This window comes from Acidobacteriota bacterium (assembly GCA_009691245.1).
Lineage (GTDB): Bacteria > Acidobacteriota > Terriglobia > 2-12-FULL-54-10 > 2-12-FULL-54-10 > SHUM01.
On the sequence record SHUM01000026.1, the window covers coordinates 1 to 25,841 of the forward strand.

General features: G+C 60.0%; 14 protein-coding genes and 1 pseudogene. 12 read left to right on the forward strand and 3 right to left on the reverse strand.

The annotated features are described in order from the left end of the window. Positions 1 to 215, reverse strand: a 215-nt coding sequence (locus tag EXQ56_07990; GenBank protein ID MSO20392.1) for a glycosyltransferase, incomplete at its 3' end; no start/stop codon positions are given. A gap of 249 nt (positions 216 to 464) precedes the next feature. On the opposite strand from EXQ56_07990, the gene EXQ56_07995 reads away from it, so the two are divergent. The 9 genes from EXQ56_07995 (at position 465) to EXQ56_08035 (ending at position 20,184) form a co-directional block, all read left to right on the forward strand. Then, complete coding sequence (locus EXQ56_07995) at positions 465 to 806, forward strand: hypothetical protein (protein MSO20393.1); 342 nt, start codon at positions 465 to 467, stop codon at positions 804 to 806. Positions 807 to 1,150: 344 nt separating this feature from the next. Continuing rightward, positions 1,151 to 3,142 (forward strand): hypothetical protein, encoded by a 1,992-nt coding sequence (locus tag EXQ56_08000; protein MSO20394.1) that lies wholly within the window; start codon positions 1,151 to 1,153, stop codon positions 3,140 to 3,142. A 265-nt stretch (positions 3,143 to 3,407) separates the two neighbouring features. Next, on the forward strand, positions 3,408 to 6,992 hold the full coding sequence (locus tag EXQ56_08005; GenBank protein MSO20395.1) for a TonB-dependent receptor: 3,585 nt from the start codon (positions 3,408 to 3,410) through the stop codon (positions 6,990 to 6,992). A gap of 222 nt (positions 6,993 to 7,214) precedes the next feature. Further along, positions 7,215 to 10,544, forward strand: coding sequence for a TonB-dependent receptor (locus EXQ56_08010; protein MSO20396.1), 3,330 nt, complete (start codon positions 7,215 to 7,217; stop codon positions 10,542 to 10,544). 188 nt (positions 10,545 to 10,732) lie between these two features. After that, entirely contained in the window at positions 10,733 to 12,634 is a 1,902-nt protein-coding gene (locus tag EXQ56_08015) for a hypothetical protein (protein MSO20397.1), read from the forward strand. A gap of 110 nt (positions 12,635 to 12,744) precedes the next feature. Beyond that, positions 12,745 to 14,721: a hypothetical protein gene (locus EXQ56_08020; GenBank protein MSO20398.1), complete on the forward strand. Its 1,977-nt coding sequence runs from the start codon at positions 12,745 to 12,747 to the stop codon at positions 14,719 to 14,721. A gap of 176 nt (positions 14,722 to 14,897) precedes the next feature. Beyond that, entirely contained in the window at positions 14,898 to 16,409 is a 1,512-nt protein-coding gene (locus EXQ56_08025) for a hypothetical protein (protein ID MSO20399.1), read from the forward strand. Between the two features lie 242 nt (positions 16,410 to 16,651). Continuing rightward, entirely contained in the window at positions 16,652 to 18,568 is a 1,917-nt protein-coding gene (locus EXQ56_08030) for a hypothetical protein (protein MSO20400.1), read from the forward strand. Between the two features lie 53 nt (positions 18,569 to 18,621). Next, positions 18,622 to 20,184, forward strand: a complete 1,563-nt coding sequence (locus tag EXQ56_08035) for an amidase (GenBank protein ID MSO20401.1) — start codon at positions 18,622 to 18,624, stop codon at positions 20,182 to 20,184. A gap of 7 nt (positions 20,185 to 20,191) precedes the next feature. On the opposite strand, the gene EXQ56_08040 is transcribed toward EXQ56_08035, so the two are convergent. Further along, a complete protein-coding gene (locus EXQ56_08040; GenBank protein ID MSO20402.1) occupies positions 20,192 to 20,563 on the reverse strand; it encodes a PIN domain-containing protein in 372 nt (123 codons plus the stop codon). Between the two features lie 364 nt (positions 20,564 to 20,927). On the opposite strand from EXQ56_08040, the gene EXQ56_08045 reads away from it, so the two are divergent. Both EXQ56_08045 and EXQ56_08050 read left to right on the forward strand, forming a co-directional pair. Beyond that, entirely contained in the window at positions 20,928 to 22,727 is a 1,800-nt protein-coding gene (locus EXQ56_08045; protein MSO20403.1) for an elongation factor 4, read from the forward strand. Positions 22,728 to 22,760: 33 nt separating this feature from the next. Continuing rightward, positions 22,761 to 23,237 carry a hypothetical protein gene (locus EXQ56_08050; protein ID MSO20404.1) on the forward strand — a complete coding sequence of 159 codons (477 nt, stop codon included), beginning with the start codon at positions 22,761 to 22,763 and terminating at the stop codon, positions 23,235 to 23,237. 10 nt (positions 23,238 to 23,247) lie between these two features. Here the strand turns inward: EXQ56_08050 and EXQ56_08055 are convergent. Continuing rightward, positions 23,248 to 25,278, reverse strand: a pseudogene (locus EXQ56_08055) (peptidyl-arginine deiminase). 164 nt (positions 25,279 to 25,442) lie between these two features. Between EXQ56_08055 and EXQ56_08060 the strand changes: the two are divergent. Then, positions 25,443 to 25,832: a hypothetical protein gene (locus tag EXQ56_08060; GenBank protein MSO20405.1), complete on the forward strand. Its 390-nt coding sequence runs from the start codon at positions 25,443 to 25,445 to the stop codon at positions 25,830 to 25,832. The last annotated feature ends 9 nt before the right edge of the window (positions 25,833 to 25,841 follow it).

Here is a 25,841-nt window from a genome sequence, read left to right on the forward strand (position 1 = left end):
TAGGACCTGGGAGGGGGGAGGGCGGCGACGGCGCGGTTGATGGCGGCGACGGTCCCGTCGGTGCTGCCGTCATCGATGATGATGTGCTCGACGGCGATGCGTCCACAGGTCACTGAGGCAGCGACCGAGGCGATGCATGCGGCGATGTGGTCAGCACCATTGTAGACGGGGGTGATCACTGACACACGCGGTACGGTCATATCTGTGCATTTCATCTTATTTGATAATTCTGAGGCGTGGATGGTCTTGGGTCGTCATTGTAGTAGATCGGATGTGAATGACGAAGGTCTCGCTCCGCCTAACTCCTGTTTAGGCTGACCTGGATAAAACCGGTCCTGGTCGGCCTAAGACGAAACCGCCGGCGGCGATCAGGCACGGCAACCGCTTTGATTGTAACAACTTTCCCCATGTCCACCAACTTTCCTCCCAGTTCTAGCCCGACCGGTCAGGGTGGACTAGTTAGCTTGCTGGGATTGACCATTGTAAGCATTGTGGCCGCTGATAACAAGCTCGAACTGGTGATCCAGGTGGATGCCGCCGGAGCGAATGCTTCGATCAAGAGCGTCAATACCAGTCTGTCCGGTCTTGAAAAGACCGCCGTGTCTTCCGCGAAGGGCGCGTCCAAGGGGATCGACGGGATGAAACTGAGCATGACCAAGGCCGTCGTTGCCGGCAACGCCATCTACGATGTGGCGAAGAGAGCCGTTGCTGCCCTGAAAGACTTCACCCTCGGCGCGATTCAAACCCCAAGACGAGATGGGCAAGGCCGCTCAAAAGCTCGGCCCGACCGTGAGGGAATTTTCTGAACTGCGGGGCATAGACTAACTGTCCGGGGCGGAGCTTTCCGGGATTGAGGTCGTGCAATTGGGCACGGTGATCGGGATTCTCTCCAAGAACATGCTGGCGGCGCGACGTTCGTCGTGTGCAACGAAATTCCCGCCTGGTCCGTCAAAGGTCTGTAGTGGAGCACGCCTTTCATTTGGGTTGGCGTCTGGGGTGGCTGCGGGAGACCGGATGGCGGTTGGACAGCGGGCCAGGGGTGTGAGACTTTTGTGGCCTCTCTGGATCACGTCTCTGGATCACATCTAGGGACGGACAGCGGTTTAAGAATTTAGGTATCAGGCATAGCGTATCAGGATGGTTTCGTAGCATGACATTCACCAAGTTACTCGAGCGCGCGGGCCGCGGGCCTGCTTTCACATGGATACTGGCGACGGCTTGGCTGGCCATCGCCGCGGCGAATCTGCAAGCGCAAGCGCCCGAATTGATTTTTCACAATGGCAAGATTCTGACCGTGGACAGCAGCTTCTCGACCGCGCAGGCAGTGGCAGTAACCGGCAACAAAATTTCCGCCGTCGGCGCCAACGATGCGGTACTGGCAACCGCTGGTCCGAGCACGCAGAAGATTGACCTGAAGGGTCGCACCATGATCCCCGGCCTGGTCGACACGCATCGCCACATGTATGGCGCGGCGGAATCCTCTTACGGCGGGATGATTCCTCTCGAAGACCATCACCGCTTCCTGATTGACTGGCGCGGCGTGAAGACCAAGGATGACGTGCTGGCGCAGATCAAAGGCCTAATGGAGAAACACAAATTCGCGCCGGGTCGCTGGGTATACTTCACCAATAATGTCCAGTTCACCGGCGGCGGCGGAGAAAGCGGCAATGAAGGCGGCAATCAGCGCCAGAGCGTGCTGACGCCTCTCGAACACGCCAAGATTCTCTACGACCAGTTGAACCAATGGGAGCTCGATAAAGTTACGCCCAACAATCCCGTGCTGCTCTCGCTGGGCATCCCGGACTTCAATGGCTTCCTGCTGAATAAAGTGGCGATGGATTGGGTGATGACCAACCACGCCGACTTCGTGAAGAAGAACGGACGCTTCTGGATCGATCAAGCCGGCCGTCCAGACGGGCATCTGGAGCCGCCCGCCAGCCGCTTGGTGCTGCCTTTCACCTATGATCGCAACCCGGCGCAATTGGCCATCATGTACGAGAAGAACATGTACGAAAACCTGGCCATGGGCATGACCGCCATCGCCACGCGCATGCCCAACGATTCGAAGGCCGCCTACAAATTGCTCGAGAGCCAGGGCAAGCTCCACTGGCGCATCGGCGTGGGCGTCATCGAGGCCTTCGGTAACGGCAAGCCGCTGACCCCGGCGGTGATGAAGGAATATGCCGCGCAGATCGGCAGCGGCACCGACAAGGTGTGGGTTACCGGCGTCGGCCCCACCGCCGTTGACGGCGTCACCAGCCGCGCCTGCACGGACCAGAAACGCACCGGAACGTACACCGCCATCGATAGCTGGTTCCCTGTCGGCCAGTGCCACATGGACGCTGAATATCGCGGATCGCCGAAGCGCGCCTCCGGCATCTCGGAGAACTATTACCGCAATTGGGTGATGGCCAGCGGACGCGACGGCGTGCGCTTCGCCAACGTTCACGTCGCGGGCGATCGCGGCACGGGCCTGCTGCTCAATGCGGTCGAACAGATACAGCAGCAGTACGGCGCGAACGCGACAAAGGACTGGGCGTTTGACCATTGCGACATGGTCAATCCGCGCGACTTCCCGCGCCTGGCCAAACTGAAGATCACCGTGAGCTGTTACGTGCTGCGCTCGGTGAATAACTCCCGCAATATCGAGACCGCCTATGGCACGCAGGTGGCCAACACTTTTCCATCGCCGCTGGCCAGCATGGTAAAGGCCGGCGCGCGCGTAGTGCTGGAGAGCGACTCGAACTCCTACCTATGGGACGACCTGCGCGCCGCAGTTACGCGCAAGGATCGCAACGGCAAGGTGTGGGCGCCGCAAGAGAAAATTGATCGCCCCACGGCCCTGCGCATGTTTACCAACTGGGCCGCTGAATACGTCCTGAAGGGCGACAAAATCGGCACCATCGAGAAGGGCAAGTACGCGGATATGGTCGTTCTCGACAAGGATTACTTGACCATGCCCGAGGATGACATCGCCACCATCGCCCCGCAAGTGACGGTGATGGATGGCAAGATCGTCTACGTTCACAAGAACTTCGCCACGGAATATAATCTTCGCCCCGCGGGCGCCGTGGTTTCCTCGTATGAGGACATGGTGAAGTCGCGCCAGCCGCGCGCCAACGTCGGCGGCATGGGCGGCTAGGCGCTTGGCTCAATAATTTTTGACTTAGGGCACGGGAAACCGTGCCTTTTTTTGATGGCGTACCCTAATCAGAGCCCCGACCGCAAGGGGGGGGGCGCGTTCGCGGGTTAACACTGACCATGGAACGTGCCCCCTCCCTTGCGGTCGGGGCTCTGATACAGCATCAGTAAAAACGGGCTGGTGGCGCAACAATTTCCTGATTGACACCAACGGGTTGCGCTGCCATAATCCGCGCAGTTGGTTGGACGCGTTCGGGTGAATACCGATGGGCGGCTCGAAGTCTCCTGTACCTCGATCTCACAATGAACCAGTCAGGCTCGCAGTCTGCAAGGTGGAGGTGTCTATGCAAGGATCGATCACAGTATTAAGTCGTTATGGGTCTCGCCTCGCGGCAATAGTTTTGCTGGGGGCCATCGCGCTGGGTATCGGTAGTTCACTGTGGGCGCAAACCACGGCCACCATTCTGGGCACGGTGAAAGATCAATCCGGCGCGGTGCTGCCCGGAGCGGAGGTTACCGCCACCAACACGGAGACGGGTATCGCTCGCGTAACCGCGGCAGGCGCGCGCGGCGAATTCCGCCTCTCCGCGATGACCGTGGGAAGTTACAACGTACATGCCGGCATGACCGGCTTCCAGTCCGAATTGCGCAGCGGCATCACGCTGTCCATCGGCCGCGAGGCCGTAGTGGACTTCACGCTCTCAGTCGGCAACGTCTCCGAGCAAGTAACGGTTACCGGCGAAGCGCCGCTGATTGAGACGACCACGGCGACGGTCAGCGGCCTGATCGATCCCAAGCAGATGCGCGAGATTCCGCTGAACGCGCGCAGCTTCATCGAGCTGGTGCCCCTGCAGGCCGGCGCCGTCTATTCGGAGTCAGCCGAGCGCTCTGCCTCGAAGGGTTTTGGCGTGAAGGTATCCATCAGCGGCACGCGCTACAACGGCAACGCTTTCCTGCTCGATGGCGCCAATATCAATGATATGGCGGGCAGCGCGGGCAGCGCCGCCGGGACCCTGGCCGGCGTGGAAACCGTGCGCGAATTCAAGATCATCACCAACGCCTTCGACGCCGAGTACGGCAACCATGTGGGCGGCGTAGTCAGCGCCATCACCAAGTCCGGCACCAACACCCTGCACGGGTCGCTATTTGAGTTCTTCCGCAACGACGTGCTGGACGCTCCCGATTTCGATGACAACCGTCTGACCGCCGGCAAGAAGCCTCCCTTCCGCCGCAACCAATATGGCGGCGCGATTGGCGGCCCGGTAAAGCAAAACTCCATCTTCTTCTTCGCCAGCTATGAGGCGCTGCGCGAATCGCTGGGCACGCCGGGCGACTATATAGTGCCGGGGCCGGAGCTTCGTCAAGGCTGCGTGCCGACAATTTCCGGTGCCAGCCCCAACGTGGCTCGGACCGGCTATAATTGCTACAACGCCGCAGGAACAGCGACCGTGGTTCCCTTAACCGGAGCGTTGAACGGCGTGGTAAATCCCAGCACTCGGTCGTTCATGGACATGTATCCGGCGGCCAATACTCCCTGCTCGGCAAATTGCTTCACGGGAAATTCGTTCTGGTCAGCCAACGGGACCGGGACCTTTACGCGCGCGGAATCGCGCACCACCAATCAGGATTTCATTACTGGCCGCGGCGACGTGCGCCTCTCTGACGCAGACAGCTTCTTCTTCCGCTACACACAGGATATTGCGGACGTGACGGAGCCTAATTTTGAAACGGCGGAGGTCTCCAGCACCCACAACCGCTACATCACGATGGAAGAGACGCACATCTTTTCGCCCACCCTGCTGGGCCGCACCCACTTTTCGTTTGTGCGGACACCCATGGGCCTGAAGGATGTGAGTTCAAAGTCTCTGGGACTGGCCGATTACGAGTTGCTGGCTTGCGCCACCTGCACCGGCTTCACCAACAGTTTCACCGGCAACGACGTTCCCGGCGCGCTGGTTCCCGGCCTGATCACCTCCACCGGAGGCGACAGCACTAATCCGAAGGTGCATAACTTGAACACCTTCCAGTTTCAAGAGGGAATCACGTATAGCGTCGGACGCCACAGCTTGAAGTTCGGCGGCAGTTTCCAGCGGAACCAATTCAACCAGCGCTCGGACTTTTTCTCCGGCGGCAGCTTCAACTTCAGCTCCATCGACGACTTCATCCGAGCAAACGTAAATAGCTTCAGCGTCACCTCGCCGGGCTCGGACAACAATCGCGGCTGGCGGATGAACCTGATGGGGATGTACCTCCAGGATGACATCAGCCTGCGTCCCGGCCTGACTCTCAACGTGGGACTGCGCTACGAGTTCATCACCACGCCGTGGGAAGTGAACGGCAAGGTGGCGCAGATCCGCCGTCTGGACGAAGCCCACTTCTACACTGTGCGGTCAGACCAGACTGATATCGGGGATCCCTTTTTCCTGAATCCTTCGCTGAAGAACTTTGCCCCGCGCATCGGCGTGGCCTGGGCTCCCTTTGCCGGCGGCAAGACCGCCATCCGCGCCGGCGGCGGAATCTTTCATGAACAACTGACTCAGGGCCTCTTTCAGACCGGAGGGGTTCGCCTGGCGCCGTTCTACTCGGCCGCCGTGGTAAGCACCACCGCGCTCCCGGCGGGCTGCCCGCCAATTGCCTTTCCGGACGCCTACCAGAGTCAGGGCAGCATCTTATCAAGATGCGGCGGCAAACCGCAGGCCGACGCGTTCCAGTGGGATGCCGATCAGCCGACGGTGTACAAGTTCAGCACCACGATCCAGCAGGAGTTGTTCCCCAACACCACGCTGGAAGTGGGTTACGCGGGCACGCGCGGAGTTCACAACACGCGTGGCAACATGCTCCTGAACACCACGCCGGTGAATGAAGTGCCCGCGCTGGGCGGCAGGTTTATCTTTGTGGAACAGCCCTTGCCGAATTCCAATTGGGACCGCATGCGCTGGCGCATGACCGACGGAACTTCCTGGTACAACGCGTTGCTGGTAACGGTCAGCAAGCGGTTCAGCCAGGGATTTCAGGTGGGGAGTTCCTACACCTTCTCGAAGTCGCTGGATGATAGCTCCACCTTCTCGGGCGGCTCCGACTTCGGCGGCCAGGACACCCTGGGCGTCCGCAGGCAGCACTGGAAGGGCCGCTCGGCCTTCGACGTCAGCCAAAGCTGGAGCACCAATTTCCAATATGAATTGCCCGGCAAAGAGATTTCCGGCATCGCGGGGAAAATCTTGGGCGGATGGAACATCGGCGGCGTCCTGCGCGCCTACAGCGGCAATCCGGTAACGCCGAGCGCCACGCGATCGGCATTGAACCGACTGGGCACAGGAGCCCTGACCGGCAATGGCGGAACAACCACCTGCACGGCCGCCCAGCGAACCGCGGGTTGCGTAACCAATGCCATCACCTATGTGGCGGGCAGCACCGTGAATCTGGCTCCGGGCGTTACCCGCCTGGCGATCAATCCCGGCAGCCGCACCCAGTACATCAATCCAGCGGAGCTTGCCTGGCCGGGAAGCTTCCAGAATGGCTCGGCTCCGCTCAACTATCCGGGCGCGGGAAAGGATGGCGCGGCGGGCGGCTTGGTGGCCATTGGAAACATCGGAAGAAATGTCATCACGGTTCCCGGGAACTTCAATCTGGACCTCTCTCTGCGCAAGGACACCGCGATGCCCATGCTGGGCGAGCAGGGCAAGATGGAGTTCCGCTTTGAACTGTTCAACGCTCCGAATCATACGCGGCTGGGGTTGCCCGGCATCGCGCTATTCAACAACCGCGGCGAGCCGAACGTCAATGCGGGCATCATCTCCGATTCGCGCGGCAACTCGCGGCAGATGCAGCTTTCGCTGCGCATGGTGTTCTAAGCCAGTTTTTCCAGATGGTGTATCAGAGCCCCCGACCGCCAGGGAGGGGGCACGTCGCATGGCACGTAATAATCGGCCAGCGTGCCCCCTCCCTGGCGGTCGGGGCTCTGATTAGGTCACAGCACCAATAAAAAGGCTCTGGGCCAGCGCACCTTCGCCAATGCCATCCAATTTTTTCTCAATTGACATCAACCAGTTGCGCTGCCATAATCCGCCCAACTAATGAAAGCACAGACTTGGCTCACAATCGCATCCGGTTCTTGTGCCGCGGCTTTCGGCATGCAGGCCAACCGCCGATCCCAAGGAGGGATGTCCATGAATTTCAGCAAGCGAAGGATCAACATTTCAAATCGACTCGGCGGAATTTTGCCACTGGGTTTGGCGTTGATTCTAACAGCGATAACCCTACCAGCGGCGCTGTGGGCGCAGAGCACCACCGGCACCATCCTGGGCACAGCGAAGGATCAGACCGGGGCTGTGCTGCCCGGCGTCAGCATTAACATTCGCAATGTGGAGACGGGCATCACACGCGCCTCCGTTACCGGCGACCGCGGCGAGTACCGCGTCCCGGCTCTGGGCGTGGGTATCTATGAAGTGCAGGCAGAGCTGGCCGGCTTCCAGCGCGCCGTGCGCCAGGGCATCACGCTCACCGTGGGCCGCGAAGCCGTTGTGGATTTGACCATGAATGTCGGCGACGTATCCGAGCAGGTAACCGTAATTGGCGAAGCGCCACTAATCGAGACGACTTCGGCCTCCGTGGGCGGCGTGGTTGATTCGCAGCAGATTCGCGACATCCCGCTCAACGCGCGCAGCTTCATCGAACTGGTCCCGTTGCAAGCGGGCGCGGTGCTGAGCGAGACGGGCGGCACCGGCTCCATCTTCGGCTTCGGCAAGAAGCTCTCCATCGCGGGGACGCGCTACACGTCGAACAGCTTCCTGCTGGATGGCGCGGACATCAATGACGCCTCGGGAACTTCCGGCAGCGTTGCGGGCACCATGGCGGGCATCGAGACGGTGCGCGAATTCAAGGTCATCACCAACGCCTACGACGCCGAGTATGGTCGCCATACCGGCGGCGTGATCAGCGCGGTTACCAAGTCGGGAACCAATGATACACATGGATCGCTGTTCGAGTTTCTGCGCAATGACAATCTCGACGCTCCACGCTGGGAAGACAATAAGTCCTCCAACGGACGACCGGAGTTCCGCCGCAATCAGTTCGGCGGCTCGCTCGGCGGACCTCTCATCAAAGACCAGACTTTCTACTTCACCAGCTATGAAGGCTTGCGCGAAGACAAAGGAATCACCGAAACCTATACCGTGCCCGGAGCCGCCATGCGCGCTCGCGCGGCGAATCCCGCGATTCGTCCGTATCTCGATGCCTGGCCGGCGCCGACTCAAGCCGACCTGGACGCCAATCAGGCGTTCCGCATCGTCGGCATTCCGCGTCCCACCGCGCAGGACTTCGTTACCGGCCGCGTGGACCATCGCATCTCCGACTCCGACTCGGTCTTCATGCGCTTCAATCATGACAACTCGGATCGCCAAGACTTCCGCATGACCACCGCACAGCTCTCGAACAGCAAGAATTATTTCACCACCATCGAAGAGACGCATATCTTCTCGCCAGCTTTTCTTGGCCGCACACATCTCTCGCTGAACCGCACCGATTTCGGCGCCGCCGACGCCAAGATCGACGGCTTCACCTATCCCAAGTTCAGCTTCTCGGACGTGGAGGATGTTCCCGGCAACATCGGCATCACCGGCGGATTCGCCAGTTGGGGCGGCTCCAGCACCAACCCGCGCTACAACAAGCAGACCACCTGGCAGATGAAAGAAGACCTGTTCTGGACCGCGGGCCGCAACTCCTTCAAGTTCGGCGGGCAGTGGGAAACGATTCTATACAACATGCGCTCGGACTTTCACAGCGCGGGCACCTTTACCTTCGCCAATGCCAATGACTTTCTGAATAACGTGGTCTCCAACGTAACCTTCACGCGGCCCGGCTCGCAGTCGCATCGCAGTTGGAAACAGTATCTGGCGGGCCTGTATTTGCAGGACGATGTGCAGCTTCGCCAGGGTCTCACGCTGAATCTGGGCGTGCGCTATGAATTTATCTCCGTACCGGAAGAGCGTTATGGCCGCTCGGCGACGATCCGCGATATTTCGCCGGCGAATCTGGCCGTGGTAACTCCGGCGCAGACCGACCCGGGCCCGATGTTTGAGAATCCTTCGCTCAAGAACATTGCTCCCCGCGTGGGAATCGCGTGGGATGTGTTTGGCAGCGGCAAGACTTCTGTCCGCGCCGGCGTTGGCGTGTTCCACGATCAACTGCTAGCCATGTATTGGCTGGTGCCGGGAAACCGCGTGTTCCCCTACTACTCCGTGTCGGAGGCCTTCTCCGGCCCCGGCCAGCCGGCGATCGACTTCCCCAATATGTTCTTCACTCAAAAGAATATTCTCCTGGGACAAGGGGACCGTCTGGGCCCACAAGTGGACGGTATCGAATACTACAGCGCGCAGCCGGCGGTTTATAAGTGGAACTTCGACATCAATCAACAGTTGGCCAAGGACACGACTATTGATATCGGCTACACGGGCACGCGCTCCACGCATCTGATGCGCGGCAACCTGCAACTGAACACCACTCCCGCCCAGGTGCGCAACGGGCGCACGTATATTCTCACCGAGCCGATTCCCGGCGGCACCGCGCTGCGCTTCCAGTTGCCCAACAATGCGTTCTTCAACCGCTTCCGGTGGCGCATCTATGACGGCACGTCGGATTACCACGGCCTGCGCATGTCGCTCAACAAACGCTTCAGCAACTCGTTTCAGTTTTCGTCTTCCTACACCTGGGCTCGCTCGGTTGACGATGGTTCCGCCTTCCTCGGCTCCGGCGATTACACCAATGACCGCCAACCGTATCGCACCGGCAAAGAGCGCGCGCTTTCGGCATTCGACATTCGCCACAGCCTGAACGGCAACGTGGTCTGGGATCTACCCGGCAGCCAGCTTAGCGGAGTTACGGGAGCGATCCTCGGCGGATGGAGCATCTCCAGCATCGTGCGCATGAATACGGGCAGCCCCAACAGCATCATCGCCGACCGGCCGCGCCTGGGGACCGCGCAGATGGTCTTTGTGGACGGCCCCAGCGTCGAGCCTGTGGCGGGCGGCAATCTCAATGCGGCAACGGGGAACCCCGATGCTTACGTGGACATGTCGCAGTACACCACGCGCGCCCTGCTTTCCCTTAATGACCCGGAGCGGTACGTGCTGGGCAGCGTCGGCCCCAATACGCTGATCGGACCCGGCATTGTCAACGCCGACTTCAGTTTCTCGAAGAACGCGCAGCTTCCGAAGCTGAGTGAAAACGCGAGCCTGGAGTTCCGGATTGAATTGTTCAACATCGCCAATCACCCGAACTTTTCAGACCCTGACTCAAACCTGTTTGACCAAAACGGCGTGGCGCGCGCCACCGCGGGCAAGATTACCGCCACACGCGAGTCCACGCAATCGCGCCAGGTGCAACTCGGCGTGCGCTTTGCATTTTAGAAACGATCTGGCCAGGGACGCTCGTCTCGTAACGGGGACGCTCGGGACGAATGGGACGGCTTGGCCACGGTGAATGGTTTTCTCGCTGCGGGGTTTTGATCGTGGACTTGAACGTCCACGCAAAACCCCACGGCGAGAAATAGCTCACCGTGGCTACCAAGGCGGAGGAAATCGCAAGAGGAGGACTTATGAGATTGGCAACGACTTGGCTTACGCGCTTGGCGGCGATCTTCGTAGTCGGCTTGACCTGCGCGCAGGCGCAGACGGCGGACACAATTTTCTTCAATGGGAAAATAGTCACCGTGGACAACAGTTTTTCCATCGCGCAGGGCGTGGCGGTGGCGGGCAACAAGATCACGGCTGTCGGCACCAACGAGCAAGTGCTGGCGCTGGCCGGGCCGAACACGCAGAAGATCGACCTCAAGGGCCGCACCATGATTCCCGGCCTGGTCGATACGCATCGCCACATGTACAGCTACGCCGAAGGTTCCTATGGCGGGCTGGCGACGGCCGAGGAGCGTCGGCGTTACCCCATCGACTGGCGCGGCGTCTCCAGCAAGGAGGATGTGCTCAACCAGATTCGCAATTCCATGGCCCGCTACAAACCGGCCAAGGGTCAGTGGATGTATTTCACCCACATCTTTTCCGGCGACATGACCACGGAGCAGGCCAAGATTCTCTACGACGAGTTGAATCAGTGGGAGCTTGAGAAAGTCGCGCCGGACAATCCCATCGCCCTGTCGATGGGCATCCCGGACTTCAACGGCCTGCTGGCCAACAAGATGGCGATGGACATTCTGATGGCCAAGCACGGCGATCAGATTCGCAAGTACGGCCGCTTCTGGGTGGACCAGGCCGGTCGTCCCGACGGGCACCTTGAGCCGCCCGCCAGCCGCCTGATTCTGCCCTACACCTATGACCGCAAGCCAGAGGTTCTCGCCAGGATGTACAAGGCGGACGCCGACGAAATTGCCTCGATGGGCATCACCACGCTGGCCACCCGCCTGCCCAAGGACGCCGAGAACGCGTACCGCTATCTGCGCGATCGCAATCAACTGACGCTGCGCATCGGCCAGGGCGTGATCGAATCGTTCGGCGAGCTGGACCCGGCCAAGGGCCAACTGGCTTCGTTGAAAGGCAAAGTCGGCAGTGGTGATGATTGGCTGTGGATCACTGGCATCGGCCCCACCGCGATTGACGGCTCCACGACGCGCGCCTGCACTGATCAGAAGCGCACCGGCGGAGCGTTTGGCGCGCTCGACGGCTGGTTCCCCGTGGGCCAGTGCCACAATGACATCGAGTATCGAGGGTCGCCCAAACGCAGCGGACCGATCCAGGGCAACTACTACCGCGACTGGACCATGGAGAGCGGCAAGAACGGCATCCGCTTCGCCAATGTGCATGTGGCGGGCGACCGCGGCGTCGGCGGGCTGCTCAACATCATGGAGCAGATTCAGCAGCAGTATGGCCCCGACGCCACCAAGGACTGGGCCATGGACCACTGCGACATGGTCAACCCCAAGGACTTCGCGCGGCTGGGCAAGATGAAGGTCTTCATGAGCTGCTACATCCGGTTGAATCGCCTGCCCGCGATGGCGAAATCCTACGGCGAGCAGATGGCCAACACCTTTCACGCGCCGGTCAAGAGTATGCTGGACGCGGGCGCGCGCGTAGTCTTTGAGACCGACAGCGGCGTCTACATCTGGGAGCACATGGAAGACTTCGTCGTGCGCAAGGACAGCAAGGGCAAGGTCTGGGGACCGCAGGAGCGCGTGGACCATGCCACGATTCTGAAGATGACCACCAGTTGGGCCAGTGCGTATGTCCTGAAAGCGGACAAGGTTGGCACCATCGAGAAAGGCAAGCTGGCCGACTTGCTAGTGCTGGACCGCGATTTCCTCACCATCCCCGACGAACAGATCAGCGAAGTGACGCCGCTGGTCACTATGGTGGATGGCAAAATCGCCTTTGTGCATAGCACTTTTTCAAATGAGTACAATCTGAAGCCGGCCAACGCGACCGTCAGCAGCTATCCCGAACTGGTGAAGAAGCGTCCCGAGCGCGTGCTGGGCGTCAATACCGGCGGGTAGCCAGACTAGAAAGTTTTAACAGAGCCGCGACCGTCCGGCGTCAGGGCATGACTTCAGTCGTGCCCTGACGCGGACTTGTAGGCGCAACAAATTTCGATACTCAATACGTAATGTCTAAGCGATTAATTTTTCTGAAGAGGGAGATTCAAGCGATGAACGTACGAACAAGATTTCTGGTGTGGCTGATGCTGTTCGCCGCGCCCGCGTGGCTGGCCCTGGCTTGGTTGCCTACACAATTGAATGCGCAGGCTCCGGACATGATCCTGCACAACGGCAAAGTACTTACCGTGGACAACAACTTTACAACGGTGCAGGCGGTTTCCATCTCCGGCAACAAGTTCACCATGACCGGCACCAATGAAGCTGTGCTGGCGACGGCCGGTCCCAACACGCAGAAGATTGATCTGAAGGGCCGCACGGTTACGCCCGGACTGGTCGACACGCATCGCCACATGTACGCCTACTCGGAAGGCGCCTACGGCGGTTACCACACCTCGGAAGAGTTGCGCCGCTTCCCGGTCGATTGGACGGGCGTGCGCACCAAGCAGGATGTGCTCAATCAGGTGAGCAACTTGATGGCGCGCTACAAGTTCAAGCCCGGCGAGTGGATTTACATGGTCAACGGCGTGTCCTTCATGAGCAACGACGCCTCGCCCATCGCCCTCGCGCAGATTCTCTATGACGACTTGAACGCCGATGATCTGGCCAAGATTACGCCCGACAATCCGGTGCTGATGTCCATGGGCATCCCGGATTTCAACGGCTTCCTGCTGAATCGCAAGGCGCTCGATTGGGTGATGACCAACCACGGCGACTATGTGCGCAAGAACGGTCGCTTCTGGATCGGCTCAAACGGCCAGCCCGACGGACACCTCGAGCCGCCGGCCAGCCGCATCGTGCTGCCCTTCACCTACGAACGCTCGGCGGTGGTGCTGGGCGAAATTTACAAGCGCGACATGGCTGAGGCCGCCAGCATGGGCCTAACGTCGATCGCGACGCGCATGCCCAAGGATGCGCTGGCCGCGTATCGCAAGCTGGAGTCGGATGGCAAGCTCACTTACCGCATTGGCTACGGCGTGATCGAGGCCTTCGGCAACACCGACCTCGATAAGCAGGACTTGAAGTCGCTGGCGGCGCAGGTGGGCAAGGGCACCGAAAAAATCTGGATGACCGGCGCGGGCCCCACGGCCATTGACGGCGCCAGTTCGCGGCAGTGCACCAATCAGAAGCGCACCGGAACATTCACACCGATTGACGGCTGGTTCCCCACCGGGCAGTGCCACACCGACATCGAATATCGCGGCGCGGCCAAGCGCGCGGCGCCCATCCAGAAAAACTATTTCGGCGACTGGATCATGGCCAGCGGCCGCGACGGCGTGCGCTTCGCCAACACTCACGTGGCCGGCGACCGCGCCAACGCCAGCATGATCTCCTTCATGGAAAAGTTGCAGGCGCAGTACGGCAAGGACTCGACCAAGAACTGGGCGCTCGATCACTGCGGCATGGTTGATCCGAAAGACTTCGCGCGCATGGGCAAGGTGGGTGTCACCGTCAGTTGCTACGTGATGCTCTCGGTGAACGGCGCGTCCAATATGGAACGGGCCTACGGCACACAAGTGGCCAATACTTTTCCATCGCCGCTGAACAGCATGTTGAAGGCCGGCGTGAAAGTGGTGCTGGAGAGCGACTCGGGTTCGTTCCTGTGGGAAGACATCCGCACCGCCGTAACGCGCAAAGACCGCGCCGGCAAAGTGTGGGGCCCGCAGGACAAGGTGGATCGGCCGACTGCGCTGCGCATGATCACGCGCTGGGCCGGCGACTACTTCCTGCGCGGCGAGCAGATTGGCTCCATCGAGAAGGGCAAGTCCGCCGACCTGGTCATCCTCGACAAAGATTACATGACCATTCCGGAAGACGACATCGGCAGCATTCGCCCGCTGGCGACCGTCTTCGACGGCAAGATCATCTTTGTCCAGCCCAGCTTCTCGACGGAGTACAACCTGAAACCCGCCGGCGCGTTGGTGACCACCTACGAAGACCTGGTGAAAACACGCAAACCCCGCTCCGGCGCCAGCACCGGCGGGTAAACCCAAATCGTCGTCATCCCGAGCCAGAAAGGGCGAGGGACCTGCTTTTTCTTCCATGCCCCCGCGCCTGATCCCGGCGCGGGGGTTTTGTTTCCACAGCCATTACCATTGAATTAACAGTTCATTGCATTGAGCCATTCCCCAGCCCCGCAGTGGCATAATCCGTACGAGGGGTCATGCTGACAATCAAGCCCAAGGACAAGTCGAGCGTATCCGCGCGGGTGTTCCTGTTTCTCTTCGGATCACCATTCGTGGGGGGCGGCCTCGTCGCGTTTTACGCTATGGCGAAGGGGCTCCAGAAGCCCGAATGGACAGCGCGGCAGGTCGTTCTACCCGGCATCATGGGGGTTCTTTTTTTGGGCGTTGGCCTGCTCCTGGTGTGGGCCGCATTGTTCGGATCGAAAAAAGTTTCGGAGGAAGATAAGCGGCGCGCGAACGCGCCGGATCAGCCGTGGAGGTGGCGCGAGGATTGGGCGCAGGGCCGCGTGAACAGCACGACGCGCTCGACGCAGAATGGCATCTGGTTTTTCGCCATCTTCTGGAACCTGGTCAGCGCACCGGTTTGGTTCTTTGTTCCGGAGGAAGCGGAGAAGAATCCGCTGGCGCTGATAGGCCTGCTATTCCCGCTCATCGGCGTGGGCCTGCTGACGTGGGCAGTGCGGATCACTATGCGCGCGCGCCGCTTCGGCGCGACATGGTTCGAGATGTCGCCGCTGCCCGCCGTACCCGGCAGTTATGTCGTCGGCACGATCCACGCGCGATTCTCCACTCCCCCATCGCAGGGCGTGATGCCGCGGCTGAGTTGCCTGAGCCGGACTTTCTCCGGAACTGGCGATGATCGCAATACCAACGAGACCATTCTCTGGCGCGAAGAGCGCAATCTTCCGGTGAATGAAGTGATGCTCGCCGGCGGCGAAGCCTCCATCCCAGTGCGCTTCACGCTGCCCGCCGACGCGCTGGTGACCACGGTCACGAGTGAGCAGGAAGCGGGGATCTTCTGGTCGCTCACCGCCGATGCCAGCCTCGCCGGAATCGACTATCAGGATGATTTCGAGATTCCCGTTTACAAGACGGGCGCCGCGCCTATTGCAGATGCGACTGAGTCAGGACCGGTCTTCGCCTCCGACCGCGCGCCGCAATCCGACCCAGCTTCATTCGCCGCGCCGCGCGAAGTGTCGCTCGCGGAATTAGCGCAGTCCGGCACCCACGTCCGTCCCGCCGCCGAGGGTACGGAGTATTGCTTCGCCGCCGCGCGCAATATCTCCTTCGCTTTTGGCCTGACGGTCTTTACGGTCATCTGGACGGGCGCGCTGGCGATGCAGATTGTCTTGAAATTTCCCTGGTTCTTCCGTGTGATAACCGGGGTTTTTGAGCTATTGCTGATCCTCATCATGATTGATTTGTGGCTTGGCACAACGACGCTTACGGTAGGCGGCGGTATGGTCCGAACGCTGCGCACGGTGCTGGGACTGGGATGGCGCAACGCAATTCCTTTCGAGAACATCACCAAGTTTGACCTGCACATCAACATGCAGACCAGCGGACGCCGTGGCACTCCCTACTATGCGCTGCGAGCCACTCTGCTGAACGGTCGCCACCGCACGCTGGTCAGCGGCATCCGCGATAAACGCCAGGCCGAGTGGCTCGCCGCTCAGATGCGCTCCGCTATCGGCCTGCGCTCGGAGTAATCGCCGTGAAGCGCCAGGCTTCTCGCCGCGGCACCCCTTTCGCCGTGGCGCTTACCGATGCGCTAAATTCCTTCCTGTTCTATGCTAGAATGCTTTCGATTCCAGCAATTGCTCTGTCCAGCCATCTTTCGATCGGCGTCTGGTATCTGACTAGGCGTGCGCTTGTGCAATCTGGCCCTCGGAAAAGACAGTTTCTGGTCTGAATAATTTCAATTGGACTGCTTCAAGCAGGAGGAAAATCAATGCGCAAGTCTGCAACACTTCTGGCCCTGGCGCTGATGGCGCTCGCCGTTCCGGCGATGCTCCACGCGCAGGCGCCTGACACAATTCTTCACAATGGCAAGGTGCTGACGGTGGACAACGCGTTCACCATCGTTCAGGCCGTGGCCATCACCGGCAACAAGATCAGCTTGACCGGCACCAACGAAGCGGTGCTGGCCACCGCTGGTCCCAACACGCAGAAAATTGATCTGAAGGGCCGCACCGTGGTCCCTGGTCTTGTGGACACGCACCGCCACATGTACGGAGCGGCGGAAGGCACCTACGGCGGTACGCTGAACGATCACGATCTGCGCCGCTATCCTGTGGACTGGTCCGCTGTGCGCACCAAGGAAGATGTGCTCAACCAGGTCCGCGGCGTCATGGCCAAGTATCCCTTCAAGAAGGGCGAGTGGATCTACCTGAACAACCGCGTCTCGTTCATGGGAGAGGGCGACGCCAACTCGGCGAACTACGCCAAGATCCTCTATGACCAGTTGAACGCCGATGAGCTCGACAAAGTAACGCCAGACAATCCGGTGCTGATGTCGCTGGGCATCCCGGACTTCAACGGCTTCCTGCTGAATCGCGTGGCGCTCGACTGGGTCATGAAGAATCACGGCCAGTTCGTGAAGGAAAATGGCCGCTTCTGGATTGGCGCCAACGGCGCTCCCGACGGGCACCTGGAGCCGCCCGCCAGCCGCATCGTGTTGCCCTTCACTTACGACCGCAAGGCGGAGATACTCGCGCCGCTTTACGAGAAGAACATGAACGAGCATCTTTCCATGGGCATGACCACCATCTCCACGCGCATGCCGCAGGATTCGCTGCGCGCCTATCAATTGCTTGAAAAGCAGGGCAAGCTGAACTGGCGCATCGGCTACGGCGACATCGAGACCTTCGGCAACACGGATGTCTCCAAGCCCGGCTCGCTGAAGGCCAAGGCGGCGGAGATCGGCACGGGCACGGAAAGAATCTGGCTGACCGGCGTTGGCCCCACGGCCATCGACGGCGTTACCAGCCGCGCCTGCACCGATCAAAAGCGCACCGGCACATACACCCCCATCGATAGCTGGTTCCCCTCCGGCCAGTGCCATACCGACATCGAGTATCGCGGCTCGCCGAAACGCTCTGCCAACATCAGCAAGAATTATTATCGTGATTGGGTGATGGCCAGCGGACGCGACGGCGTGCGCTTCGGCAACACGCACGTGGCCGGCGATCGCGCGCAAGGCAACATGCTCAACTTCATGGAAGCCATTCAGCAGCAATATGGTCCGAACGCCACCAAGAACTGGGGCCTGGATCACTGCGACATGGTCAACCCCAAGGACTTCGCGCGCATCGGGCGCATGAAGGTCTTCATGAGCTGCTACGTGCTGATCTCGATCCGTGAATCGAAGGATGTGGAGCGCGCTTACGGCACGCAGATCGCCAACACCATGCCCTCACCGCTGAACAGCATGATGAAGGCCGGCGGACGCGTGGTGCTGGAGTCCGACAGCGCCAGCTACATCTGGGATGACATCCGCGCCGCCGTTACGCGCAAGGACGCCAATGGCAAGGTCTGGGCGCCGCAAGAGCGTGTGGACCGTGCCAGCGCGCTGCGCATGATCACCCAATGGGCCGCCGAGTATGTGTTGAAGGGCGACAAGCTCGGCAGCATCGAAAAGGGCAAGACCGCCGATCTACTGGTGCTCGATAAGGATTACATGACGATACCGGAAGACGACATCGTCAAAATCCAGCCGCAGATCACCTTCTTCGACGGCAAGCCCGTGTTCGTCCACACCAACTACGCCAACGAAAACAACTACAAGCCCGCGGGCGCGGTCATCTCCACCTACGACGACCTGAAGAAAGCCCGCACCCCGCGCGCCGGCGTTTCCACCGGCGGCTAGTCGGCGGCTAGTCGTTAACAACAATTACGCAACTTGAGTGAGGCGGGCAGCCAATGCCCGCCTCATTTTTTTGTGTTACTATGCCCGGCATGACTCACCTACAAGAAGAATTATCACGCCGTGGATTTCTGAAAGGTGCACTCGCGGCGGGAGCCAGTCCCTTGCTAGCTGCTGGGCTAACCGAAGCCAGAATTTTAAGGCAGGGGCAGCCTGTTGCAACACTCGCGACGAGCGGTGAGCTCACACGGCTGAGTATTCGCGAGGCCAGCGAGTTGCTGCGGAAGAAGAAGGTTTCGCCGGTTGAGCTAACCAAGGAGTGCCTCGCCAGAATCGAGCGCTACAATCCCGCGCTGAATGCTTTCATCACGGTCACAGCGGAGTCGGCTTTGGCAGAAGCTCGCGCCGCCGAAGCGGAAATCCAGCGAGGGAGATGGCGGGGTCCGTTGCATGGGATACCCATTGCGTTGAAGGATTTGTTTGATACCAAGGGGGTACGAACAACTGCCGCAAGTGAATTATTCAAGGACCGAATTCCCACCGAAGATGCTGAAGTGGTGCGCCGTCTCAAAGCCGCTGGCGCAGTGTTTCTCGGCAAGCAGAACATGCACGAATTCGCCTACGGCTCTACCTCCGTTTTTAGTTATTTCGGTGCAGTGCACAATCCTTGGCATCTGGAATATATGGCCGGCGGTTCGTCCGGGGGCTCTGCTGCGGCCGTTTCGGCCGAGCTTTGCTTTGGGGCGCTTGGATCAGACACCGGAGGTTCTATTCGCGGTCCAGCCGCATGCTGCGGCATCGTTGGACTAAAACCGACCTATGGGCTGGTCAGCACTCGTGGGGCAATTCCCCTTTCTTGGTCGCGAGATCATGTCGGGCCGTTGACTCGTCACGTTGCTGACGCAGCGATCATGCTTCAGGCTATCGCCGGTTACGATCCAGAGGAAGTGACAAGTGTACATATGGACCTGCCCAAATACTCTTCAGGATTAGGGGCCAAGACTTCCACTCTGCGTCTGGGAGTACCCCGCGATTTTTTCTACGCGGGCTTGAATCCCGAAATCGAAGCTTCCGTCAAACAGGCATTGGATGTACTAGGACGACTTACTAGCAGCCTTCGGGATAGCGATATGCCTGTAATTACCAATCAAGTGGTAACGGACGCGGAAGCGGTTGCATTCCATGCAGAAACGCTGGGAAAAACGCCGGAACTTTATATGACGTACACTCGGGGACGACTCAGCACGGGGGCTAAGGTTACCGCCCGGGCTTATATCGAAGGGCGCCGTGAACAAGACGAGTTGCGTCGAAATATCCGAAAGTCGTTTGCAGCCTTGGACGTTTTAGTAACCCCAACCACTCCGATTCCGGCCCGTACAATCGTGGAGGCTACAGGAGACGATCCACTGGCGATTGCCCGTCGGCTTGATCTTCGGAATTGCACTCCATTCAACATCAACGGCCTTCCCAGCATTTCCATTCCCTGCGGGTTCACCAGCGCGGGTCTCCCCATCGGATTGCAGATCAGCGGACCACATGGCGGCGAGGCGGTTGTCCTGCAACTCGCCTACGCCTATGAGCAGGCGACGGAATGGCACAAGCGCCGCCCGCCACTATAGGACTTCTTCAGGGGAAGATCACTTTCACATCGGCCTTGCGGAAGTCGCGGTCGAGGGTCAGCAGCGAAGTGCCTTCCTGCTTGGCCAGGGCGTAGGCGAAGCAGTCGCCGAGATTCAGTGGATAACGTATACGTGCTAGCGCCGCGGCTTCGGCTTGCGGCGGTGTTGGTGGGACGAGCTGCATGGTCGACGCGTCGATCAGATCCTTTAGCTGGCCATACAATCGCGGCTGGCGATCGTGAATGAGGATCAAACATTCGGCGTAGTTGACCGTGCTCATCTGTAGGTCGTTGCTGTGCGTCTGAAGCAAATCCAGTGCCGCAGGCCCGGCGGCTTCATTGAACAAAATCGCCAGCACGATGGAGGTATCTACTACCACAGGTCATCCTCTGTGAGGTGGCGCCGCTTGCGCGCCAGAGGCGCTTTCAGTCCGGCGCCCAGCCACTGGCGAAAGTCGAATTCGGACTTCACCACACCGCGTGTCGCCGCTTCATGCAGTGCGCTGCGCAATGCCGCAGACTTGTTGGGAATGCGGCGAGATTTCATATAGGATTTCAAGTCCCGCTCAAAATCCTCGGTGACATTTATATTTAGTTGCTTCATACAGGTCATAATACAGGCTAAACCTGTATATTGCAAGTTGTCTGGCGTTTGAACTCCACGGTGCTCTCCCCCGCTGAATTTCATTGAATATGCGGCATCTGGTAGCATGAGTAGTTAGGCAATTTGCCTGCAAGGTATCCATGGACAGCAAATACATCCGCAATTTTTCGATCATCGCGCATATTGACCACGGCAAATCCACGCTGGCGGACCGGCTGCTGGAAGTCACCGGCGCGCTCGCGCAGCGCGAGATGATGGCGCAGGTGCTGGACACCATGGACCTGGAGCGCGAGCGTGGCATCACCATCAAGGCCCACGCCGTGCGCCTGATGTATCACGCGAAGGACGGCCACGACTATCAGCTCAATCTGATCGACACGCCGGGGCACGTGGATTTTTCTTATGAAGTATCACGGTCCCTCGCCGCGTGCGAAGGCGCGCTGCTGGTCGTCGACGCCTCGCAGGGCGTCGAGGCGCAGACCATCGCCAACGCCTTCCTCGCGCTCGAAAACAATCTGGAGATGATCCCGGTCATCAACAAGATTGACCTGCCCAGCGCCGAGCCGGAGATGGCCAAGCAGCAGATCGAGCACGCCATCGGCCTGCCGCCAGCCGACGCCATCCTGGTCAGCGCCAAGAGCGGTCTCGGTATTGACGAGATGCTGGAAGCCATCGTGCATCGCATCCCCGCGCCCAAGGGTTCGGCGGACGATCCACTGCGCGCGCTGATCTTCGATTCCTGGTTCGATCCCTATCGCGGCGTCGTCGTTCTGGTGCGCGTGATGGAAGGAAAGCTCACGCGCGGCACGAAGATACGCTTCTGGTCGAATGGTCAGGTCTACGTCGCGGAATCGCTCGGCATCTTCACGCCCAAGGCGTTGGCGGTGGAAGAGCTGTCGGCGGGCGAGGTCGGCTGCATCGCCGCCAACATCAAGAAAATCTCCGACGCGCAGACCGGCGACACCGTTACCGAAGACGCTCGTCCCGCCGCCGGTCCCCTGCCCGGCTTTCAAGAAATCAAGCCGATGGTCTTCGCGGGCCTTTATCCAGTGGACGCGGACAACCACGGCCCGCTGCGCGACGCGCTTGAGAAACTACGCCTGAACGACTCCGCGCTGTTCTATGAAGCGGAAAACTCCGCCGCGCTGGGCTTCGGTTTTCGTTGCGGATTCCTCGGCCTGCTGCACATGGAGATTGTGCAGGAGCGGCTCGAGCGCGAGTTTGACCTGAACCTCATTACCACCGCGCCGGGCGTGCGCTATCGCGTGATCCACAAGAGCGGCGCGCTGATCGAAGTCGATAATCCCACCAAGTTTCCCGAGGCCGGAGACATTGAGCGCGTGGAAGAGCCGGTCATCAGCGCGACCATCATCACGCAGGAAGCGTATCTCGGCGGCATTCTGGCGCTGCTCGAGGAGAAGCGCGGAACGCAGAAGAAGTTCGAGTATCTCTCGGCCACGCGCGTGATTCTGACTTACGACCTGCCGCTGAACGAAGTGGTGCTGGACTTCTACGATCGGCTGAAGACGGTCTCGCGCGGCTACGCCTCGTTTGACTATCATCTCGCGGGCTATCAGACCGCGCCTCTTGTAAAACTCGATATCATGGTGGCCGGCGAGCCGCTCGACGCGCTCAGCATGATCGTCCACCGCGATTTCGCGCATGAGCGCGGCAAGGTGTTTGTCGAGAAACTTCGCAAACTCATCCCGCGCCAGCAGTTCGAGGTCGCGCTGCAGGCGGCCATCGGCGCCAAGATCGTCGCCCGCGAGACCATCCACGCCCTGCGCAAGAACGTGATCGCCAAATGCTACGGCGGCGACATCTCGCGCAAACGCAAGCTCCTCGAAAAGCAAAAGGAAGGCAAGAAACGCATGAAGCGCGTGGGCCGCATCGACATCCCGCAAGAAGCCTTCCTCGCTGTGCTCAAGATCAACGAGTAGTTTCCTGATTAAGCATGTATGAAGCAGAGAGCAATGAACGAAGCTGCGGACACCATCCACATTGGCAGTGCATCCGGCATGCTTTTTGCGTTTGTGTTTTTCCTCGCTTTCTCCCTCACCATTGGCTACGTTGTGTACTCGCTGCTGGCGCGGCCGGAGACACGGCGCGCGGAGTTCATCAGGATGGGAGCCGTGTCGCGTCGCGCGTCGCTGGTGATTGCCGGCAGCCTCAGCGGCGGTCTCTTCGTGCTGATCTGCTGGACGATGTTCACGGGCTTCCATCGCATTGATGTGGAAGGCGAGCAGCTTCGCTTGCACTACCTCATCCCGCCCCGCACCGCCATCATCCGCCGCGACGAGCTGACTCTGCTGGAAAAGAAATTTGCCTATCGCATGGTTTGGCGGTTGTCCGTCTCGACGCTCGGCGGGGAGACCTACGAGAGCCAAACAGGTAGCGTCGCATCCATCGAAGCCGCCCGCCTGCGCCTCGCCCAACTCGCCGCCGAGTAGGAAGATAAAGTTACGAGATGGGTTGCTGCTGGCTCATGCAGTGGAAGGTGCCGAGGCCATAGACCAGGTGCTTGGCCATCAGGCCGACGGCTTTGCGGTCGGGGAAGAGAGACTGGATCACCGCGACGGCTTTGGCGTCGTTCGCGGTGCCGAAGATGGGCACCAGCACCTTGCTATTGCTGATGTAGAAATTGGCGTAGCTGGCGGGCAGGCGGCCTGCATCGTCGCCCACCCCGTCATCCATCACGAAGCCGGGCGTGGGCAGCGGGACGGTGTTCAGCTTCCTGCCGTCCTGATCGGTGGCGGCGGTGAGCAACTCGAAGTTGGCGCGCAGCGGCGCATAATCAGGATCGCTCGCGTCGGAGGCCAGCGCGCAGACTACCGTCGTCGAGTTGACGAAGCGGGCGATGTCGTCGATGTGGCCGTCGGTGTCGTCGCCCTCGATGCCTTCCTTCAGCCAGATGAAGTGACTCACTCCTAGGTAGTCACTCAGGTATCGCTCGATCTCTCGCTTGCTCAGATGCGGATTGCGATTGGGGTTGAGCAGACACTGCTCGGTGGTGATGAGCGTTCCCTTCCCGTTGACTTCAATCGACCCGCCCTCCATCACGATGCCCGGCTCCAGCATCGGCAGCCGCAGCGCCTCGCGCAGGCGATAGGGCACGCGGTCGTCCTTGAGCAGCGTGTCGTACTTCCCGCCCCAGGCATTGAAAATCCATTTGATCATTGAGAGTGGGGCCAGCGAAGTTGCTCGTGATGGAGTGTCCGGTTGTGCGCGGTTGCTGTCGCGCACGAAAATGGGGCCGTAGTCGCGGAACCAGATGTCGGCGTAGTCGCCAAGGTGGAAATGAATGCGGGTCAGATCGACCCCCCGTTCGCCGAACAGGCCCGCGACGCGCGATTGCATGGCCGCATCCAGCACGAGCAACTCGACGCGCTCGCTGGTCGAAACCTCCGCCACGAACGCGGCGAACTCGTTCTCCGCCTTTTCGAGAAATGGGAACGAGACAGGATCATGCGGCCAGGAGAGCCACACCGCTTCGTGCGGCTCCCACTCGGCGGGCATGGTATAAGCGAATTGAGTAGATGCGTTCATGGGAAATGGAACCGGAAGCGGTTCACGCAGTATTCTGTCTCCTGGCTCCTGACTTCTGTCTTCTTATTTTTTATAAGTCTCCGGCCTGCGATTGCGCAGAAATCCCCAGCCTTGGCGAATGCGCTGGTTATGCTTGAGATTCAACTTGGCCAGCAGGATTTCATCGTCGCCGGGCGAGGCGCGCCGCAACACTTTGCCGAAGCTGTCGCAGGCGAACGACTGCCCCCAAAACTTTAGCTTGCCTTCCCTGCCCGCGCGATTCACCGCGACAACATGCGTGCCGTTGGCGATGGCGTGCCCGCGCATGATAGTCTCCCAGGCGTCGTGCCAGTCGCCGTCGGCGGACTTGTATCCCGCCACGTGCCCAATGGCCGTGGGATAAAAAATAATCTCTGCGCCTTGGAGCGTGGCTTGCCGCGCGGCCTCGGGAAACCACTGGTCGTAGCAGATCAGCACCGCAAACGTCGCGGCCTTTGTTTTGTATACGCGATAGCCCGAGTCGCCCGGCTCGAAATAATTCTTCTCGTAGAACAGTGGATCGTGAGGAATGTGAATCTTGCGATAGGTGGGCAGACGCCGCCCGCGCTCGTCAAACACCACGGCGGAGTTGAAGTAGCGATGCTGCTCGCCAGCTTTCGCACCGAGTTTCAATCCGCTTTGGCCTGCCCCCGCCCGTTTAACGAACGAAGCACGCTCATAGATCGGCACAATGATGCTGACGCCGAGTTCCTTTGCCAGCGATGCAAAAACTTCCGTGGACTCTCCCGGAATGGTTTCCGCCAGCGCGACTTTATTCGCGGACTTCTCCTGGGGAAAGTAGAGCGTGCGATAAAGTTCCGGCAGGCAAATGATCCGCGCGCCGCGCTGGGCCGCCAGACGCACCAGCGCCTCGGCCTTGCGCACGTTGCCCAGATGGCTCCCGCGCACCGGCGCCGCCATGCTCATCTGTACGCCGGCAATGGTTACGGTGGTAGTCATCGTATTAAAGGCGCAATGCGGATGCGTGCCACTGGCGCCAATCTTTTATGATACTCGATTCAATTGGAGTTATATCTCACCTTGCCCGCCAGCTTGACGGCAGATGTTCCAGAGCGTAAGGTGAGAAATAGATGCCGAAGAAATTCTTGCTCCTGACCTTAGCCGCCGTGGTGGCAATCTCCACGCTATGTCGGCTGTGCGTGGCGCCACACCCCATCCCGCTCGAACCCCGCGTTGCCGCCTCGTCCGCCATACTCCATCACCACCTGAGCGAATCTAATGACGGCGATGACCAGCCGCCAAGCGAACATCACAGACACTCGGATGATTGTGATGCTTCAACGTCTATGATAGCGGGGCTGAAGCCGGGAGACTCCGGTGCTCCGTGGGGCTCGAATTACGGCTTCGGCACTGTGTTCGTGTCCGCGCCGGATTTTGATGCGCGAACCAACATTTTCGTGCAGTTGACGCCTTCCAGCCATTTGCCGATGGCCAGCTCCTCCTTACACTTGCGAATCTAGCCTTTTCTC

Bases quoted from the DNA above. Each gene is read 5' to 3' on its own strand.
- EXQ56_08000 (MSO20394.1), top strand. From the start codon at position 1,151: ATGACATTCACCAAGTTACTCGAGCGCGCGGGCCGCGGGCCTGCTTTC.
- EXQ56_08030 (MSO20400.1), top strand. From the start codon at position 16,652: ATGCGCAAGTCTGCAACACTTCTGGCCCTGGCGCTGATGGCGCTCGCC.
- EXQ56_08035 (MSO20401.1), top strand. From the start codon at position 18,622: ATGCCCGCCTCATTTTTTTGTGTTACTATGCCCGGCATGACTCACCTA.
- EXQ56_08005 (MSO20395.1), top strand. From the start codon at position 3,408: ATGGGCGGCTCGAAGTCTCCTGTACCTCGATCTCACAATGAACCAGTC.
- EXQ56_08020 (MSO20398.1), top strand. From the start codon at position 12,745: ATGTCTAAGCGATTAATTTTTCTGAAGAGGGAGATTCAAGCGATGAAC.
- EXQ56_08045 (MSO20403.1), top strand. From the start codon at position 20,928: ATGGACAGCAAATACATCCGCAATTTTTCGATCATCGCGCATATTGAC.
- EXQ56_08025 (MSO20399.1), top strand. From the start codon at position 14,898: ATGCTGACAATCAAGCCCAAGGACAAGTCGAGCGTATCCGCGCGGGTG.
- EXQ56_08015 (MSO20397.1), top strand. From the start codon at position 10,733: ATGAGATTGGCAACGACTTGGCTTACGCGCTTGGCGGCGATCTTCGTA.
- EXQ56_08010 (MSO20396.1), top strand. From the start codon at position 7,215: ATGAAAGCACAGACTTGGCTCACAATCGCATCCGGTTCTTGTGCCGCG.
- EXQ56_08050 (MSO20404.1), top strand. From the start codon at position 22,761: ATGAACGAAGCTGCGGACACCATCCACATTGGCAGTGCATCCGGCATG.
- EXQ56_08060 (MSO20405.1), top strand. From the start codon at position 25,443: ATGCCGAAGAAATTCTTGCTCCTGACCTTAGCCGCCGTGGTGGCAATC.